Origin of the sequence: Streptomyces cinnamoneus (assembly GCF_002939475.1) — a bacterium.
GTDB lineage: Bacteria > Actinomycetota > Actinomycetes > Streptomycetales > Streptomycetaceae > Streptomyces > Streptomyces cinnamoneus_A.
The window spans coordinates 112,606-130,956 of record NZ_PKFQ01000002.1 but is presented as its reverse complement, the minus strand read 5'-3'; the positions used below and the strand labels follow the sequence as shown (position 1 = coordinate 130,956).

Genomic DNA, 18,351 nt, shown 5'->3' with positions numbered 1-18,351 from the left:
ACGAGGGGGCGCAACTGTGCGGAGGGGAAGCAGGGTTGGGGGCGCCGCGCGCGCGTCCTCACGCGCTCCCCCGGTCAGCGCTGTTGCCCCCTGTGTCGGTGCGGGTGCGGTGGGGGAGGCTGGCCCCGTGGACACCCGGCGCAGAGTGTTTCCCTACGGCCTGGACGGACCGCCGCAGGTGGTGGCCCTCGCCGGGGGCGCCGTCCTGGCCGCCCTGGTGGCGCTGGGCGCGTTCGTGAGCGCGGCGCCATGGCCCTTCGTGCTCCTACCGGCCGTCGCGGCGGTCGTGCTGGCCGGCTGTGCGGCGTCCTTCCTGCACGCCTCGCTGCGCGGCAAGTTCGCCGTCTGGCGGGAGCTCGCCGACGGGCTCGCGCTGCGCGGCGACGAGGACGTGCTCGACCTGGGGTGCGGCAGCGGTGCGGTGCTGCTGCTGATCGGCCGGCGCCTGACGACCGGACGCGCGCTGGGGGTCGACCTGTGGCGGCGGCGCGACCAGTGGCGCAGCGACCCCCGTACGCTCCGGGAGAACGCGGCCGCGGGCGGCATGGGCGGGCGGGTGGGGCTGTGCACGGCCGACGTCTCGGCGCTTCCCCTGGTGGACGGCTGCTTCGACGTCGTGGTGACGAGCATGACCGTCCACAACGTCTACCCCCTGGCGCGGCGGCGGGCGGCGCTGGCGGAGGCGGTGCGGGTGCTGCGGCCGGGCGGGCGTCTGGTCATGGTCGACATCTGGTCGGCGGGGCGGGCGCGGGTCCTCGTCGGACTCGGGATGAGCGCGGTGGAGGCCCGTGGGCTCGGACCACGCATGTGGTGGTGCGGGCCGTTCGTCCCCACCACGCTCGTCACGGCGGTCAAGCCCCTTCCGCCACGGTCCCGTGACGAGCCAGCAGCCGGTCCCTCGCGGGAGGGTGGAGGTTGGCCAAGGTGACGTCGCCGTCGTAGTGGGCGACGACCTTCGGGTCCATCACCCGCCGCCACAGCGGGGGCAGCCAGGCGAGAAGGATCATGGACACGAAGCCCGTGGGCATGCGGGGTGCTTCGTCCGCGTACCGCAGGACGGGGTAGGGCCGCAGAGGGTGGACGTGGTGGTCAGAGTGCCGCTGTGACTGGAAGAGCAGCACGCTGCTGACGATGGCGTCGCTGTTCCAGCTGTGCCGGTGGGCGGGGCGCTCGTAGCGGCCGTCGGGACGGCGTCGCCGCAGCAGGCCGTAGTGCTCGATGTAGGCGATCGTTTCCAGGACGCAGATCCCGAACGCCGCCTGGAGCGCCAGGTACGGCAGCACGCGGGGTCCGAAGGCGAGGCCCAGGGCGGCGTACAGCGCCACGGTGGGGGCCCAGCTGTTGAGGACGTCGTTGCGCGCGCTCCAGGGCGTGCGGCCGCGGCGGGCCAGGCGCCGGGCCTCGATCCGCCAGCCGCCGGTGACCCTGCCCGCGACCACGCGCGGGAGGAACCGCCAGAAGCCCTCGCCGAGCCGGGCGCTCGACGGGTCGCCCGGGGTGGCGACGTGCAGGTGGTGCCCGCGGTTGTGCGCCACGTAGAAGTGCCCGTAGGCGACTTGGGCCAGGGCCACCTTGCCCAGCCGGCGTTCGGCCGTCTCGCTGGTGTGGCCCAGTTCGTGGCCCGCGTTGAGGCCCAGGGCACCCACCCAGCCGACGGCCAGGGCGAGCCCGGTGCGGTCGGCCCAGGAGAGCGCCGGGTTGGCCCACTGGGCGCAGGCTCACACCAGGGACAGGTACTGCAGCGGCACGAACAGGTAGGTGCACCAGCGGTAGTAGGCGCTCGCCCGCAGGGAACGCGCCGCGCTGTCCGGCGGGTTGGAGGCGTCGGAACCGAACAGCCGGTCCACCACCGGGACGAGGATCAGGGTGCCGGCGAACGGGAGCCACCAGCCGAACGGCCCGACGGAGGGGTGGAGGTGGGAGAGGGTGAGCAAGGGCAGGCCGGGGGTGAGGACGGCGAGCGGCCAGAGGAGGCGCTTGGGGTCCTTCCACTGGGCCGCGTGGGGTGGGGCGACAGGCACGGTGTTCAAGGGCGCTCCTCGGGTGAAGCCGGCCCCGCCGACGAGGGGACATGACCGTGAGTTACCAGAGTAGGACGCTTCGCCGCCCCCGGTCAGCAGGGGATTGGGGCGCCTGCGGCTGGGCAGGCGCCCAGCCGAAGTGATGCGCCCGAGGCGCGAGTGAACGCACGCCCGGGCGACCGGACGGCCCGTTCACTGAATAAACCGGCAAATATCGCATATAAGTAATGAAAATAACTGATCAGGGATACATCTCCCCCATGCTCCGCCCATCCCCGGCTGGCAGGTGACAGTGAGCTACCACCGCAAGAGAACAGTGAAGGTCCGCGGCACCGAGCCGTCACGCGGCGGCACCTCGGCCACGGACCGCATGCTCCGCACCCTGCTGCGCCGCCGCAAGCGCCCGCTGAGCATCGAGGACGTGACGGTCACCGACCGCCCCGAGGTCCGGCGGGCCGTCTCCGCCGCGGCGCTGGGGAACATGATGGAGTGGTTCGACTTCGGTGTGTACGCCTATATGGCGGCAACGCTGGGCAAGGTCTTCTTCCCCTCCAGTTCACCCGGCGCGCAGGTGGTCTCCGCGTTCGCCACGTTCGCCGCCGCCTTCCTCGTGCGACCGCTCGGCGGCCTGGTCTTCGGACCGCTGGGCGACCGCATCGGGCGGCAGCGGGTGCTCGCCGCCACAATGATCATGATGGCCGTCAGCACCTTCGCCGTGGGCTTTCTGCCCGGCTACGCCACGGCCGGCTTCGGCGCCCCGGTGCTACTGCTCGTCTGCCGTCTGGTGCAGGGCTTCTCCACCGGCGGCGAGTACGCCGGCGCCACCACCTACATCGCCGAGTACGCGCCCGACAAGCGCCGTGGTTTCCTCGGGAGTTGGCTCGACTTCGGCACGTTCGTCGGCTACGCGCTCGGCTCCGGCCTGGTGACGGTGCTCACCGCCGTGCTCGGCACCGACGGCATGACGGACTGGGGATGGCGCCTGCCCTTCCTCGTCGCCGGCCCCCTCGGTCTGATCGGGCTGTACATGCGGATGCGGCTGGAGGAGACGCCCGCCTTCCGGGCGGAGACGGAGGCGGCCGGGCCCGACCGCGGCACCGCGGGGACGCCCGAGGGCACCGGAACGGCCGGGGAGGGGGGCGAGGAGGCCCGCCAGTCGGGCCACGGCCGGCTGAAGGAGATCTTCACCAGGCACTGGCACGCGGTGCTGATCTGCATGGGCCTGGTGGTGGTCTACAACGTCACCAGCTACATGGTCACCTCCTACCTGCCGACGTACATGACCGAGACGCTGGGTCAGGACGCCACCACCTCACAGCTCCTGATCCTCGGCACCATGATCGTCGTGGCCCTCACCATCACGACCGTGGGCCGCTCCTCGGACGTGTGGGGGCGCCGGCCGGTGTTCATGGCCGGCAGCGTGGCGCTGATCGCGCTCGCCGTCCCGGCGATGCTCCTGATCCGGGCCGGCGGCGCCCTGCTGCCCGCTCTCGGCTGCCTCATCCTGGGCCTGCTGCTGGTGTGCTTCGCCGGCACCGCGGCGGCGACGCTGCCCGCGCTCTTCCCCACCCGGCTGCGGTACGGGGCGCTGTCCGTCTCGTACAACATCTCCGTCTCGCTGTTCGGCGGCACCACCCCGCTGGTGGTGTCAGCGCTCATCGAGACGACGGACGACGAGATGGTCCCGGCCTACTACCTGATGGCCGCCGGCGCGATCGGAGCCGTGTCCACGTTCTTCCTGCACGAGACGGCGGGCAAGCCGCTGCGCGGGTCGGGGCCGATGGTGGAGACGCCGGAACAGGCCCGGGAGCTGGTCGCCGGAAGCCGCACCGAAGCCGGGCGCCGCGCCCGCGACATCTGGCTGCACCTGCGCCATCCGGGGCGGCACCGCCACCACGAGCGGAAGGACTGACCCACCGCGCACCCCCTGGGGGAACGCGGCTCCCCGCCCCCTCACCCCGCCGGCGCGGCCGCCGTCCGCAGCTCGCGGCCGCCGGGGTGGCGGTGGCGCCACGTCCAGAAGACCGCGCAGGAGACCGCCGCCCAGGCCGCCAGTACGGCGAACGGGAAGACGTGCTGGTGGCCGCCGAAGTAGACGGCCGTGTGCTGGGCGTTGACCGAGGCGCCCGGAGGCAGCCAGCGGCCGATCGTGCCGAGGGGCGAGGGCAGCAGGGGCCAGGAGACGGCGCCGCCGGAGGAGGGGTTGCCCAGCAGGACCATCAGGCCCCACGTCGGCAGCATCGCCCACCGGCCGATCAGCACGTTGAACATGCTGAAGACCATGCCCGAGGTGAACATCGTCAGCGCCAGGATCAGCCACGACTCGGCGAACGGAAGGCGCAGCGCACCCAGCCCCCAGTCCACGATCGCGGCGATCGTGAAGCCGCCCAGCGCCGAGTAGGCGACGGTGAAGGCGATGCGTTCACCCGGGTTCAGCTTGCTGGCGTGCACGCTCAGCTGGATCGCGCCGACGAAGCCGACGATCACCGCGGCGAGCGAGATGTAGAACAGCGCGAGGCCGCGGGGATCGCCCCTCTGCAGCGGGTTGACGTCCTTGACGGTCACCGGCACCCCGATCCGCCCGCCGACCTGGGGGGCCGTCTCGGACAGCAGCTGCGCGACGGTGGCGCCCGAGGCGCCGGAGACGTCCAATTCCGCGCCGCCGGGGCGTTCCCGGAGGATCGCGTAGACCTTCTGTTCGTCCACCGCGGTCCTGGCGGCGTCGTACGAACCGTAGTGGCGCAGCCTGAGCGAGGCGCCCAGCGCCTTCTCCATGCCCTGGACGAATTCGGCGCGCTTGACTTCCGGGGCGGACACGCCGGTGACGGCGGTGGGGATGCTGTGCGGCGTCGGATTGGCCATGGCGTAGGTGTACGAACCGGCGAAGAGCCCCGCGGCGGCGGCGACGATGAGGACGAGCACGGTGGCGGGGAAGAACGGCGAGTGGCGAAACGTCCGCCACGCCCCTGACTCGTTGTCCTCGGCCATGCGGCCACCATAGATCGACGCGGGGCGCCCGGCACGGGCGGCGGGCGCCCGCGTATCTGACGACAGATGCGCTTCATACTCACATTCGAGGTGCGTGTGTTCGCCCTCGGTGGGCCCGTGGCACGGGTCTAGCCGGGCTCCTCCTCCTGTTCCGGCCTCTCCCCCGCCGGCAACGCCTTCGGCTCCTCACGCCGCGGCAGCGCCCCCGGCGCCAGGGTGTCGGCCCCCGTACCGGTCGCCAGGCCGAGGCGCAGCTGGATGATGCGGGCGATGTCGGCGATGGTGCCCTCGCTGCGAAGCAGTTCCATCGGGGGGATGTCGACGTCGTACTGCTGCCGCAGCGACGTCAGCACCTCGGTGGCCATCAGCGAGTCCACCCCGTAGGTGTCGATCCTGCGGTGGTGGTCGACCTGTTCGACCGGGATCTGCACCACGTCGGCCAGCACCCGGGCGAGCGAGTCCGCGATGTACTGCTGGGCCTCCTCGGGTGACATCCCGGCGAGCTTGCTGAGGATCTCCTCCCGCGTGAGGGCGCCGCCGGTGCCCGGGACCGGCATGAGGAGGGCGAGGCGCGGCGCCCCGACGGTCAGCAGCAGGCGGCCGAGCAGCTCCCAGTTGTAGTGGCCGGCCCCGGCCACGTCGACTTCGCCGGTGAGGAACCCCTCGACGACCTCGAACGCCGCGTCCGGCGTGAGCGGCCGGAGTCCCATCTGGGACATGGTCCCCAGGAGGTTGTTGCGCACCACGTAACCGGTTTCCCCGATGGCTCCCCAGGCGACGGCCAGAGCCGGCAGACCGAGCTCCCGCCGCTTGCGGGCGAGGGCCTCCAGGTACAGGTTGCCCGCCACGTAACCGGACTGGGTCACATGGCCGATGGTGGCGGTGACCGAGGAGTAGGCCAGGAACAGGTCGAGCGGCCGGCCCCGGGCCACGGAGTCGAGCACGGCGCCACCGCCCATCTTCGGAGCCAGGACGGCCCGGACCCGGTCGTCCGTCAGGTCCGTGAAGAACCCGTCGTCGAGGTGCATCGCCGAGTGCACGATGCCGCGCAGCGGGCGGCCCTCCGCCTCGGCCTCGGCCACCACGCGCCGCATGGCGGCGGCGTCGCAGACGTCGGCCGCGTGGACGTGGGCCCGTACGTCCCCGGCCGCCAGGGCGGACAGCAGGGCCGGCGCCTCGGGGGAGTCCGCTCCCCGGCGGCCGACGAGGGCGACGTGGCGCGCCCCGCGGGCCGCCAGCCAGTGGACGGACGCCGCGCCGAAGCCGCCGAGACCACCGGTCACCAGGTACGTGCCTCGCGGGTCGAGCTCCAGGGGGCGCGGCGCGCGCTCGACGACGAGGGGTTCGTCGAGGGGGTCGAAGGCGACGACGACCTTGCCGATGTGCCGCGAGTGCTGGAGGAGCCGGAACGCCTCGGCGACGCGCGCGGCCGGGAAGACGGTGTGCAGCAGCGGCCGGTACCGGCCGGTCCGCACCAGGGCGGTCACCTCGGCGAACTGCGTCATGGCCAGCGCCGGATCGTGCAGGAGCTGCGTGAGGTTGACGCCGAAGAACGCGATGTTCCGGTCGAACGGGCGCAGGCGCAGCGGCTTGTTCTCCAGGATGTCGCGCTTGCCCAGCTCGACGAAGCGTCCGCCGGGCCGCAGGACCTCCAGGCCCCGGGAGATGGCCTCCCCGGCCAGGGAGTTCAGGACGACGTCGACTCCCCGGCCGCCGGTGATCTCCCGGATCTCCTCGGCGAAGCGCAGGTCCCGCGAGTCGAGGACGTGCTCGACCCCCAGCAGCCGCAGCAGCTCACGCTTGACGCGGTTGCCCGCCGTCGCGATGACGTGCGCGCCGCGCCGGTGGGCGTACTGGAGCGCGGCGAGCCCCACTCCCCCGGCGCCGCCGTGCACCAGCACGGTCTCCCCGGGCGCGAGCCGGGCCAGGCGGCCCAGGCCGTAGTGGACGGTGAGGAAGACCACGGGCAGGGTCGCGGCCTCGGTGAACGACATGCTCTTGGGCATGCGGCCGACGGCGTGTTCGCTGGTGACGACGTGGGAGGCGAAGGCGTCGGGCGCGAGGGCGAAGACGCGGTCCCCCACGGCGACGGAGGTCACGCCCGGGCCGACCGCCTCGACGACGCCCGCGCACTCCATGCCCGGTCCGGGCTGGCGGGCGCGCCGCGGCAGGGTGTCCACCGGGGGCAGCACACCGACGGTCTGCATCACGTCGCGGTAGTTGAGGGCCGCCGCCCTGACGCCGATGACGACGTCACCGGGGCCGGCCTGCGCCGGGGGCTCGGTCTCCTTCCACGCGAGCCGGTACGCGAGGCCCGGGTCACGGACCTCCAGTGCGAAGGCCGCGACGTCACGGCTGTCGGCGGTGCCCCGGGGGGTGTCGCTGACGTCGATGAGGCGGGGGACGAAGCGGCCCCGGGAGGTGAGGGCGATCTCGTCCTCGTCGGTGGGGGTGAGGAGCTCGCGGGCGACGCGGCGGCCGTCCCCGGCCGCGTCACCGGGGGTGCGTTCCAGGGACAGGCGGCGAACGGTCAGGCGGAGGTGTTCGTTGCCCAGGGTGCGGGCCGCCCCCCAGACAGCCGCGTCGGCCGGGAAGTCCGGGCGCTCAGGGGCCGGCAGCGCCCCGCTGGGCCGCGTCACCACCCACAGCGTGACCCGGACTCCCTCGCGCAGCTTCTCGCTCACGGCCGCGAACGCCCTGAGCACCGCCAGGCGGTGCGTGGTGAGGTCGACGAGCTCGTGGGGGCCCGGCTCACCGGCGCCACCGTCGAGGAGGAGGACGACGGCCACAGCCCCGGCGTCCGGCGGGATCAGCTCTGCCCACTGTTCGGAGGTGCGGCCGGCGACGCCCTCGCGCACGACGCCGGCGCCCGCGGCACCGAGCGCTCCGGCCACGGCGCCGCGCAGCTCCTCACCCGCCGTGTCCTCGCTCGCCACGATCCACGCGGTCGCGCCGTCGGCGGGCGGCGGCGCCGGGGCGGCCACCGGGCGGTGGGGCACCGCCGCCAGCAGGACGGACGCCTCGGCATCGATGCCGCGCCGGCCGTCGCCGGTGCGGACCACGTCGGTGAAACCGCACCGCCGCAGGAGGCCGGGCCAGCGAGGGGCGGGGAGGAGCAGTGTCTCGGGGCGCAGTTCGTGGTCCGTGAACGTCCAGAAGCTCTCCAGGGTGCCGAAGAACGGCGCGGTGAGCTGGGCATCGTGCTCCTCGAGCGCGAGAAGCACACCGCCGGGCGCCAGGAGGGCCGCCACGCGTCGGAGGGCACGGGCGAGGTCCTTGGCGGTGTGGAGGGCGTTGGCCGCCACGACCACGTCGAAGGCGCCCTCGGTCAGACCCTGCTCCGTCGGGCCGGCGTCCAGGTCGAACGTGCGGTAGTCCACGAAGTCGTAGCCGGAGAACCGCTTTTCGGCCCGGGTGAGGAACAAGGGCACGACGTCGGTGAAGCAGTAGTGGGTACGCTCAGGAGGCAGCAGCGGCAACAGCGCGGCGGCGGTGCCGCCCGTGCCGCCCCCGACCTCCAGGACGCGCAGCGGCCGGTCGGCGGGCCAGCGGTCGACCATCACGGACAGCAGCGCCTGCATCAGTCGGTTGTGGAACCGGGAGTGTGGCGCGACGTCGAAGAACAGCTCCACCAGCTCGCCGACGCCTTCGCCGAGCAGTGTCAGCGGTTCGCTCCTTCCGAGCAGCTCCTCGAGCAGGGACGGCCTGCGGGCGGCGGCGAGCGCGATCACCGCGCCGAAGGCCGGGTGGTCGCGCGCCACTCGTCGGCCGGAGTCCGGTGTGTGGAGCCCCTCCTTCAGAGGCCGCCACCTTCCGTCCTCCAGTCGCTCGGCGAGGCCGTAGCGTTCCAGCAGGGGGAGGAAGAGGTGGCACAGCCGCAGGTGGTGCGGCTGGACGCCCGCAGCCGTGATGTCCTCCGGGCCATAGGACTCGGCTCCCTCGGGGAGCAGGTCCCTGAGGCACTCCGCCAAGGCGAGCGCGGCCCCCTCCTTGAGCCGGTGGCGCACCCGCTCGTAGCCCATCCCGTACCAGGCGGCGCGCACCTCGTCGATGCGGGGCTGCGCGGCGGCCAGGATCCGGGACGGGCCGGGCAGCGGGGAGGGCTGCGCGGGAACGGACGCGTACGGCGCCGCCCGCATGACGGTGCCGTAGCGGATGAGGGGCGAGGTGCGCAGGCCGTCGAAGCGCCGCAGCCGGCACCCCGCCATCTCCGCCATCACGTGACCGGCCCCGTCGGTGAGGGTGATGTCCCAGCAGACCTCGGCCTGGCTGCGGAACCGCTCGCGCAGGTGGACCAGCCCTTCCTGCGGGGGCGTCTGCCAGACGCGCAGGGCGTCGATGGCGCCGGGCAGGTAGGCGTGCCGGTGCCGCGCCAGCACGTCGGCCATCAAGGGCACTCCGGCCTGGAGGGCGCCGTCGAGCAGGGCCGGGTGGACCTCGTAGCCGTCGGCCGGCTGGTCGTTGCGGTAGGCGGCGAGCACCTCGCCGTCGCCGACGTGCAGTTCCCGGAGCGTCCGGAAGGCGGGGCCGTAGTCCAGCCCGGCCCCGGTGAGGGTGCGGTAGAGCTCCTCGGGATCGGCCCGTCCGGCGCACCGTTCACGGAGGGCGGGGATGTCGACGGGTGCGGGCCGGCCGCGCAGCAGCCGGCGCACCCGGCCCTTGGCATGGCGGGTGGGTTCGCCGGTGCGGCCCATGGCGCTGGCGATGGTGAGGTCGCCGTCGCCGGAGGACAGGGTGAGGTGGAGATTGACGGCCGCGGGGTTCTCCCACGGCACCACGAGGGCCCGTGTGATCTCCAGGTGTTCCACTTCGGCCGGGCCGTCCAGCACCCGTCGGCCCGCGGCCAGCGCCATCTCCGCGTAGCCGGTGGCGGGCAGCACGACCGCGCCGCCGACCCGGTGGTCGGCCAGCCACGGCACGAGGACGGGCTCGACGGGACCGCGCCAGGTCGGCTCGTGCAGCGGCAACCGGTCGCCCAGCAGTGGATGGTCCAAGCCGCCGTCCCGGAACGTCCCCGCCCAGGCTCCGGGGGAGCCGTTCCAGTGCCGTTCCCGTTGCCAGGGGTAGGCGGGCAGGTCGGTGACGCGGCCGCGGACGGGGAAGTGGACTCCCCAGTCCAGGCGGGCTCCGGCGGCGGCCAGGGCGGCCAGGGCGGTGCGCAGGGCGGCCGGCCCGTCCTCGTCCTTGGCCAGCGTGGGGACGACGGCCACGGGGGCGGTGCACTTCTCGGTCAGCCGGCGCAGGTACGGGCGCAGGACGGGGTGCGGGCCGATGTCGACGAAGACGTCGTACCCCTCGCCCAGGAGGCGCTGGACGGCCGGGGCGAACAGCACCGGCCGGCGGACGTTCCGCCACCAGTAGTCGGCGTCCAGTTCGGGGCCCTCGACCGTCGCGGCGGTGACGGTGGAGAGCATCGGGATGCGTACGGGGGTCGGCCGCAGCCACTCCAGGGCGGCTCTGAGCGGCTCCTCGACCGGGTCCATGGCCTCGCTGTGGAAGGCGTAGTCGACGTCGAGCACCGTGCAGGCGACGCCTTGGCGGGTGAGGTCGGCCCGGAGCGCGGCGAGTCGGTCCGCCGGGCCCGAGACCGTGACGTCGCGAGCGGTGTTCACACAGGCGACCGAGAGCCCCGGGTGGGCTTCGACGGCCTTCTCCGCCTCCTCCCGCGGCAGGGACACGACGGCCATGCGCCCCGTGCCGGCGGTGGCGGCCTGGGACCGGCCCCGGGCGGCGATCACCCGGGCGGCCTGCTCCAGCGTCAGGGCGCCGGCCACGTGGGCGGCGGCGATCTCACCCACGCTGTGCCCGGTCACGGCCGCGGGTTCGACGCCCTGGCGGCGCAGGACCTCCACGAGGGCGACCTGGACGGCGAACAGCAGGGGCTGGGCGATCTCGGTGGCGGAGACGGACAGGCCGGCCGGGGGCCCGGCGAGGACTTCCGCCACCGACCAGCCCGTGTGGGGGGACAGGGCGGCGTCGACGGCGTCGATCGCCTCGCGGAAGACGGAGTCGGTGGCCAGGAGGTCGGCCCCCATGCCGGCCCACTGGGCGCCGTTGCCGCAGAACGCGAAGGCGATGCGGCCGCGCGCGACGGCGTCGGCGACCGCCGTGCCGTGTCCTCGGGCGGGGTCCCGCGTCGGGGCGGTGTGGTCGTCCGGCGTCTGCGGCGCCTGCGGGGTGGCGTCGGCCGCGGCCTCGGCTCCGTCGCCCTCGGTGGAGCCGGTGGCGTCCGGGAGCGCGGGCGCCGCGAGGGACTCGGCGAGCGCGGTGAGCCGTGCGGCGGCCTCGGCGGGGCCGTCGGCCAGCACGGCGGCGCGGTGCGGGTGCTTGCCGCGCCGCATCCCGGCGGTGTAGGCGAGGTCGTAGAACTCGTCCGGATCCGCGGCCGCCAGACGTTCGGCCGTACGGCGGGCCACCACGGCGAGGGCGTCGCGGGTCCGCGCCGAGACCACGACCAACCGTGGCGCGTCCGCCGGCGGGGCGGGTGTGGCCGTGGCCAGGGGGGCCGGCGCGAGGATGACGTGGGCGTTGGCGCCTCCGAAGCCGAAGGAGTTGACCCCGGCCACGGTGCGTTCGCCGACGACGATCTCGCGGCTCTCGGCCGCCGGGGCCAGCCGCAGGGCCGGGAAGTCGACGTTCGGGTTCGGCGGCAGGGCGTGGAGCGTCGGAGGGATGACGCCGTGGCGCAGGACCAGCATCGCCTTGAGCAGCCCGGCGATCCCCGAGGCGGGTTCCAGGTGGCCGAGGTTGGACTTGACCGAGCCGATGGGCAGTTCGCCGTTGGTGCGGCGGCTGCCGAGGGCACGTCCGACGGCCTCGCACTCGATGGGGTCACCGACGGGGGTGCCGGTGCCGTGCGCCTCCACGTAGGCGACGTCGTCCGGATCGACGCCGGCCCGTGCGTACACCTGGCGCAGCAGGGCTTCCTGGGTCTCCACGCGGGGCAGGGCCAGGCCGGGGGTGCGGCCGTCGCTGTTGGCGGCGCTGTCGACGATCAGGCCGAGGACCCGGTCGCCGTCGGCCACCGCGTCGGTCAGTCTCTTCAGCAGGACGACGCCGCCGCCTTCGGCCCGTACGTACCCGTCGGCGCCTGCGGAGAACGACCGGCAGCGGCCGGTCGGCGAGAGCATGGACGCCTGGGAGAAGCCCACGTAGTGGTAGGGGCTGAGGAGCAGGTTGACGCCGCCGACCAAGGCGGCGGCGCTGGTGCCGGCCAGCAGGCCCTGGCAGGCCTGCACCAGGGCGACCAGCGCGGAGGAGCAGGCCGTGTCGACGGCGATGCTGGGGCCGCGCAGGTCGAGGAAGTGCGAGATGCGGTTGGCCGCGATGGAGGAGGCCGCGCCGGACATGGTGTAGGCGTTGACGCTCTCGGTCATGAGCATCTGCAACGCGCCGTAGGAATGGTCGGAGATGCCCACGAAGACGGACGTGTCGGATCCGGCAAGGGCGGCAGGGGCGATGCCGGCGTTGTCGCACGCCTCGGCGGCCAGTTCCAGCAACAGCCTCTGCTGGGGGTCCATTTGCGCGGCTTCCTTCGGTGCGATGCCGAAGTAGGCGGCGTCGAAACCACTGATGTCGTCGAGGAAGCCGCCGGCCCTCGTGTAGCTCTTGCCGGGGCGCGGCATCGAGGGGTCCACGAAGCGGTCGGCGTCGAAGCGGTCGGCCGGTACGTCCGTGACGAGGTCGCTGCCCTGGCACAGCGCCCGCCACAGCCCGTCGAGGTCCGTGATGCCGCCCGGGAGGCGGCAGGCGGCACCCACGACGGCGATCAGCCGACTGTCCGGGACGGTCCCGTTTCCGTCAACGCCCATGGCTCTACGACCTTTCCCCGGGGAGCAAACCGATCGCGACGCACGTGCAGCGGTGGGTGGACAGCGGCAGCGAGGCGGACAGAGGCGAACCGGCGCGGGCGGCGCGCGAGCGCGGACCATGACGATGACGTTTGGCCGCGCCTTTCGGACACGGCCCCGGCGGGCCGCGGCTCTCCCGCGATCGGAGGGCGGAAGCGTTTTCCCGGCCGTCCACAGCGCCGTTCCTCGCTCTGCGGAACGCTGCTATCAGTAGCCGTCGGAGGACGGGCGTAAACAGGCAGTACCTCCATCGAATGAGCGAGACGAATGCCTGGACGAATTCACCAATCGGGTTGTCGACGACCACAGTTGCCCAGGGGGACGCGCGTCGTCGGTCCAGGGCCTCGGTGGGGGAACCGGGTGGCTCCGGAGGCTTCGCCCGGCCGTCGCACGGGCAGGATCGTCCTGTTTCGCCGCTCTTCGAGAGTGGCCGGATACCGCCGCGCCCAAGGGACTTGGGAGACTTGGGAGGAGTCGCGCCGTGACCAGAGCCGACCGGAGGCTGTCTGAGGGCAGGACGGTGTGGAGAAAGGCGGCCCTGGTGGCCCTGCCCGCCGTGGCGGCCGTCGCGGCCATGGCGGTGGCGATGGGAGAGGGCGTCCTCGCCTCGTCCTTCGCCGTCTCGGGCCAGGCCTTCCAGGTGTCGTCGAGCCGGCTGACGAGCAAGGGGCTGGTCTCGTTCGTCGACGTCGACCGGTCCGCCGACGGCCGGGGCCACGCGACGGCACTGCTCGGCGTCGGCGACGCGACGCTCACGGACATCTGCCAGGCGGCGCGCGTCAACACGCCTCTGGGGACCGTGGTGTTCTCCCTGCGGGCCGGAGGGGAGGCCGGGAACGTCATGGTGAGCAACCTCGTGCTCCACAGTGAGGACCTCATGGGCGACGCCCGCTTCGGCGAGGTCCAGCTCGGCCGGGACGCCTCCACGCTGGACCAGGTGCCGGGAGTCAGGGGAGCCCCGGGGCAGTTCGGCCTGCAGGCGGCGAGCGTGACGGTTTCGGGGGTGAGGTCCCATACCTGGTCGGTCACCGGCGGCGACTTCCGCCTCAAGGGCCTGCGCCTGGACGTGGGCCTCAACGACCGGGCGTGCTTTTGAGCGGGGTGCGGGACAGGCGGTCGCTGCCCCTTCCGGGGAGCCGGCGCGGGGCTTCACCGGGGGCTCGGGTGCGGGGGCTGCCGCGCGGGTGGCGGCGTGGGGCACCGGGCGGACACTCGTCCCTCCCGGGGAGGGCGTACGGGGCGCGGGGGGTGCGGGCGCTGCGCGGCTGGCGGCGCACGCGTCCGTTCTGGGCGGGGGCCCTGCTGATGCTCGCCGGCATCGAGCTGCTCGTCATCCCCCTGGCGCCGTGGACCGTGCTGTTCAGCCTGGGTCTGGGCGGCATCGCCGCGGTGGGCATCGGATGCGCCCTGGTGGCCGCCGGGCTCTTCCTGTGGTTCCTCCCCAACAGCCGCCATTACGTGGGCATCCACGCGGTGATCCTGTCGGTCCTGTCCTTCGCCGCCAGCAACCTGGGCGGTTTCCTCATCGGGATGCTGCTCGGTATCGCGGGCGGGGCGATGGGGTTCGCGTGGACGCCCGGGGCCGCCCCTACGGGCACGCGGACGCCCGGTGCGGCGGCGCCGCAGGGCGAAACCGCCCTGGACGCGGGGCGATCGGCCGGCACGGTGGCGGTGCCGGGGGACGAGGACGGGCCGGACCCGGAGATGCCGGACGAGGACGTGCCGGACGAGGACGTGCCCGATCAGGAAGTCGCTGACCGGGACGGGCCCGTCCGCGACGGGCCGGGGCGGGACGCGTCGGACCGGGAGGCCCCGGGCCGGGACGCGCCGGACGGAGACGTGCCGGACCGGGGCGGGCGCGGGAGGGGGCAGGGGCCGGGCAAAGCTCTCGCCGTCGTCCTGCCCGTGGTGCTGCTGGCCGTGTCCGCCGTGCCCAGGCAAGCCCACGCGGCGGCCCCGGGTCGTGTCGTGGCCGGTCGCGTCCCGACGACGGTCACGACCTCGCGCTTCGCGCCCCGCGGCTTCACCTTCGCCAGGGTGGCGGAAGTGCCGACCGTGGCTGGCCCCCGGCGGGTCATGGTGCTCAGCATGGAGGCCGCCACGCTGACCCGGTACCGGCTGCGCACCCACGACGGCGGCGACGACCTCGCCCTGGACGTGGCGGATCTGCGCCTGACCGGGCACGTCACCCTCTACCTGACCCGGTTCAGCGGCTGCGTCCAGGGCGTCGTGTGCCTGACCTTCCGCCCCGAGACCCTGCCCCCGCCACCGGTCACACCCCCCTTCGTCTTCATGACGAACGTCGTCGCCGAACAGGCGCTCGTCACCAGTGACACGATCGTGGCCGACGGGCTGCGGATCGCCGGCGCGGACCCGCCCGGCCCTCCGGAACGGGACAGGGCGGCAACGTCAAGGGGAGGCCCTCCTTCCGACTGACACCTTTGCCAGCGGCTCTCCACCCCTGAGTGGAGCCGCCTCCACCCGGGGCTGCACCGAAGGATTCAACCCCGCTTCCACCCGGTGGCCGATGCGCCACAGGGCCCCGCGGCGCGAGGGTAAGGGGCATGAAAGCACCGCTGAGCACCCGGTCGCACACCCGTCCCGCCCTCATCGGAGCGCTGGTCTGCGCCGCCGTCGCGACCACGCTGATCCACCCGGCCGGCGCCCACGCCGGCGGCTCCCCCGCCCCTCCCGGGTTGCGGGCGCCCGAAGGGGCGGTCGTGCTGCCCAATCTCGACGACGACGCCCGGCGGTGCTCCCTGCGCCCCGGTGACGAGGACCGGCTGGACGTGGCCGTGGACGAGCGGCTCGCCGCCTGCAACGACGCGGCGGACGACGTGGTGAACGGCCCGGCCGACCTGAAGGACCTCACGCCGTTGCGCGTACCGCCGATGGCCGTGGGCGCGCACGCGACGGGCCGGGTCGCGGTGCCTGCCGCGCAGAGTCCGTACGCCCGCGTCTTCGTCGAGCGGAACGGGACGTACGAGTCGCTGGGCGCCGGCGGGCGGCTGGACGCGCGGGAGCTGCGGCGCGGAGTGCGGCTGGCCGTCGAGGCGCGGGACGTGGTGCGGGACCCCGAGCGGTGGGACGGTCGCATCGACGTGACGCTGACCGTCACCGAGCGGGGCACCACCCGGTCCGCGCACAGGCCTCTGCACGTCGCCCCGGTCCTGCTGCACCACGACCTCCAGCGTGCGCAGCAGGTCCTGGCCGCCGCCCCCGGGCCGGGCGACGGGCGGCCCGTCGAGGTGCGGACCGCCGAGCGGCCCCCCGGCCAGTGGGGGGAGTTCGCGGACCCCCTGCGCGCCGCGGTGAAGGAGTCCGGCCTGCCCGGCTCCGCGCTGCGGTTCCAGCCCGGCACGCAGCAGTGGTGGCGCGACATCTGGCGCCAGGACATCGCCGAGCCCGGCTACGTCACCAAGCCCACGCCCCACGGACCGCACACCATGCGCGTCCTGCTGCGCTCCCCCAACTACTGGTCGTCCGACGACGGCCGGGCCGCGAGCCTGCGCCGCGCCGGACGGCTCCTCTACCGCGACCTGCGGGGGCCGGACGTGGGCGTCGTCCAGCAGTACACCACCCACCGCGACGAGAACGTCGACGAGCTGCTGAACTTCACCGGCAACGTCGAAGCGCTGCCGCCCTACGCCGGCTATCCGCAGGGGCGCGTGGTCTACGGCAGCAGCGCCGAGCGCCGGCCCGACCCGTCGTTCGTCGGCATGCTGCGCGCCCAGGGGCAGCAGCCCCCGGTCGTGCTGGACACGTCCTGGCTTCTCGTCGGCCACGTGGACGAGACGGTGCACGTCGTCCGCGCGGACAACGCCCGCGGCTGGACCCTGGCCGTCTCCGACCCCCGCAAGGCCGTCGCCCTGCTCAGGCAGGCGCAGCGCGCCGGCGAGGGCGGGCAGCGGCTCTTCGCGGACACGGTGCAGAAGGAGAAGCCGACCGTCGACCGGGTCCTGCGGCACGAGGCGGAGACGGGGGACAACGAGGACGCGGCACGGCACATCGACGGGCAGCTGACGGTCCTGCTGCGGGCGACGGGCCTCAAGGCCGAGGAGATCGTGCGACTCCCGGTCCTGTATGTGAAGGACAGCCTCGGAGAGGGAATGCCGCGGAGGCACATCGCCCTCTCGCCCGCTCTCGTCAACGGGCTGTCGCTGACCGCACGCGACTTCGCCGCCCCCGACCCCCACGGGCCGCGCGTAGCCGGCCGCGATCTCTTCCGTGCCGAGACCGAGCGGCTGCTGACGACCCGCGGTGTGCGCACGCACTGGGTCGAGGACTTCTCATGGGCGCATCTGAGCGGTGGCGAGGTCCACTGCGCCACCAACGCCCTGCGGGAGATCCCCGAATGAGCCTGATGCGTAGTTACCCTGACGTCTCGTCAGTCGCGGTCGGCGTCGATGAGGGCCACGGCGTTCAGAGCGGCCGACAGGGCGCGGGGGTCGCCGCCCTCGGCGCTCGCCGCCACGTCCAGGGCGGTGTCGGCGAACTTGATGACGTGCTCGTCACCGTGGGCGGCCGCCCGTTCGAAGACCTCCTCCGGTTCGAGGGAGGCGGCGTCGGGCGACGGGCGCGGGGTGTCCGCGGCGTAGATGGAGGTGATCGCGGCGGTGGCCGCCCAGGCGACGGCGAGGGACTGCTGCCAGAGTTCCTCCGGGAGGACGGGCAGGACGCGGGCGACCGCGTTCGGGGCGGTGGCGGCGTGGACGAGCATGACGGGGTTGCCGTGGCCGTAGAGGGCGTAGTTGTGGGTGGCGGCCCTGACGAGGGCCGCCAGGTGCTCCTGGATGGCGTCGGGTGTCCGGGGGACGTGCAGGGACTCGGCCGTCTCCAGCCAGTGGGGGGTGCCGGCCAGCTGGGCGTAGCCGTCGGTGGGCAGGACGTGCTGGTCGGCGATGCGGGGCAGGGCCGCGAGGGCGGTGTGGGGCGCGGCGTCGCCCGAGGGGTTCACGGCGGTGGGCAGGAGCTGGTGCCGGGCGGCCCAGTAGCCGAGGGCGTGGGCCAGTTCGCCGGTGCGGTGCTCGCTCTCGCCGTCCTGCGTGAGGGTGCGCACGGCGTGGCCGACGCGGATGACGGGGTGGGCCGCCGCTCCGGCTATGCCCGGCAGCAGGCGCGGCCACCATTCGGCGAGGACGTCGCGCCAGGGGCGTTCGGCGACCTGGCCGGTGAAGTAGGCGGTCCAGTCGGTGACGCGGGCGGGGTCGCCCAGCGCCTCCCGCCAGTCGTCCGCGCCGATGCGGGACTTGGGGGCGGGGACGTCCTCCAGCCGGGACCGGTAGGCGTCGAGCCAGGGGTGCACGGTGCGGGCCGCGCCGCGGCGGACCAGGGCTTCGACGGCCATCGGGCCGTGGTTGCTGAGATATCCCCGGAATTCGGGGCCGGACGCGTGGAGGCGTTCCAGGGCTTCGTCGAGTGTGCCGCTCGTCGTATCCATGGCGCGAGGCTAGATCGCCCGGCCCGCCGGGCGTAACGGTCTTGTGCCCTAC

10 protein-coding genes are annotated in these 18,351 nt (G+C 73.9%); 5 read left to right on the top strand and 5 right to left on the bottom strand.

Going from position 1 to position 18,351, the window contains the following annotated elements:
- Positions 1-127: 127 nt before the first annotated feature.
- A complete protein-coding gene (locus CYQ11_RS28705) occupies positions 128-928 on the top strand; it encodes a class I SAM-dependent methyltransferase (RefSeq protein ID WP_181143897.1) in 801 nt (266 codons plus the stop codon).
- Here the strand turns inward: CYQ11_RS28705 and CYQ11_RS28700 are convergent.
- Positions 852-1,661: an alkane 1-monooxygenase gene (locus tag CYQ11_RS28700; protein ID WP_275666319.1), complete on the bottom strand. Its 810-nt coding sequence runs from the start codon at positions 1,659-1,661 to the stop codon at positions 852-854. The genes CYQ11_RS28705 and CYQ11_RS28700 overlap by 77 nt on opposite strands.
- Positions 1,662-1,718: 57 nt before the next feature.
- Positions 1,719-2,030, bottom strand: coding sequence for a hypothetical protein (locus CYQ11_RS30535; RefSeq protein WP_240003199.1), 312 nt, complete (start codon positions 2,028-2,030; stop codon positions 1,719-1,721).
- Positions 2,031-2,391: 361 nt separating this feature from the next.
- On the opposite strand from CYQ11_RS30535, the gene proP reads away from it, so the two are divergent.
- Positions 2,392-3,933 carry a glycine betaine/L-proline transporter ProP gene (gene proP / locus CYQ11_RS28695; protein ID WP_099197995.1) on the top strand — a complete coding sequence of 514 codons (1,542 nt, stop codon included), beginning with the start codon at positions 2,392-2,394 and terminating at the stop codon, positions 3,931-3,933.
- A 41-nt stretch (positions 3,934-3,974) separates the two neighbouring features.
- Here proP and CYQ11_RS28690 read toward each other — a convergent pair whose 3' ends face one another.
- Both CYQ11_RS28690 and CYQ11_RS28685 read right to left on the bottom strand, forming a co-directional pair.
- Entirely contained in the window at positions 3,975-5,009 is a 1,035-nt protein-coding gene (locus tag CYQ11_RS28690) for a hypothetical protein (RefSeq protein WP_099197915.1), read from the bottom strand.
- A gap of 128 nt (positions 5,010-5,137) precedes the next feature.
- Entirely contained in the window at positions 5,138-12,820 is a 7,683-nt protein-coding gene (locus tag CYQ11_RS28685; protein WP_099197916.1) for a type I polyketide synthase, read from the bottom strand.
- 520 nt (positions 12,821-13,340) lie between these two features.
- Between CYQ11_RS28685 and CYQ11_RS28680 the strand changes: the two genes are divergently transcribed.
- The 3 genes from CYQ11_RS28680 (at position 13,341) to CYQ11_RS28670 (ending at position 17,217) form a co-directional block, all read left to right on the top strand.
- Entirely contained in the window at positions 13,341-13,955 is a 615-nt protein-coding gene (locus tag CYQ11_RS28680) for a DUF6230 family protein (RefSeq protein ID WP_099197917.1), read from the top strand.
- A 152-nt stretch (positions 13,956-14,107) separates the two neighbouring features.
- Positions 14,108-15,295, top strand: coding sequence for a DUF6114 domain-containing protein (locus tag CYQ11_RS30530; RefSeq protein WP_240003200.1), 1,188 nt, complete (start codon positions 14,108-14,110; stop codon positions 15,293-15,295).
- Positions 15,296-15,423: 128 nt separating this feature from the next.
- Positions 15,424-17,217 (top strand): protein-arginine deiminase family protein, encoded by a 1,794-nt coding sequence (locus tag CYQ11_RS28670; protein WP_104651135.1) that lies wholly within the window; start codon positions 15,424-15,426, stop codon positions 17,215-17,217.
- A gap of 29 nt (positions 17,218-17,246) precedes the next feature.
- Here the strand turns inward: CYQ11_RS28670 and CYQ11_RS28665 are convergent, their stop codons facing one another.
- The gene (locus CYQ11_RS28665) at positions 17,247-18,299 is read right to left on the bottom strand and encodes a questin oxidase family protein (RefSeq protein ID WP_099197919.1); all 1,053 of its coding nucleotides are present in this window, start codon (positions 18,297-18,299) and stop codon (positions 17,247-17,249) included.
- Positions 18,300-18,351 lie beyond the last annotated feature (52 nt).

Bases quoted from the DNA above. Each gene is read 5' to 3' on its own strand.
- proP (WP_099197995.1), top strand. From the start codon at position 2,392: ATGCTCCGCACCCTGCTGCGCCGCCGCAAGCGCCCGCTGAGCATCGAG.
- CYQ11_RS28690 (WP_099197915.1), bottom strand. From the start codon at position 5,009: ATGGCCGAGGACAACGAGTCAGGGGCGTGGCGGACGTTTCGCCACTCG.
- CYQ11_RS28685 (WP_099197916.1), bottom strand. From the start codon at position 12,820: ATGGGCGTTGACGGAAACGGGACCGTCCCGGACAGTCGGCTGATCGCC.
- CYQ11_RS28670 (WP_104651135.1), top strand. From the start codon at position 15,424: ATGAAAGCACCGCTGAGCACCCGGTCGCACACCCGTCCCGCCCTCATC.
- CYQ11_RS28665 (WP_099197919.1), bottom strand. From the start codon at position 18,299: ATGGATACGACGAGCGGCACACTCGACGAAGCCCTGGAACGCCTCCAC.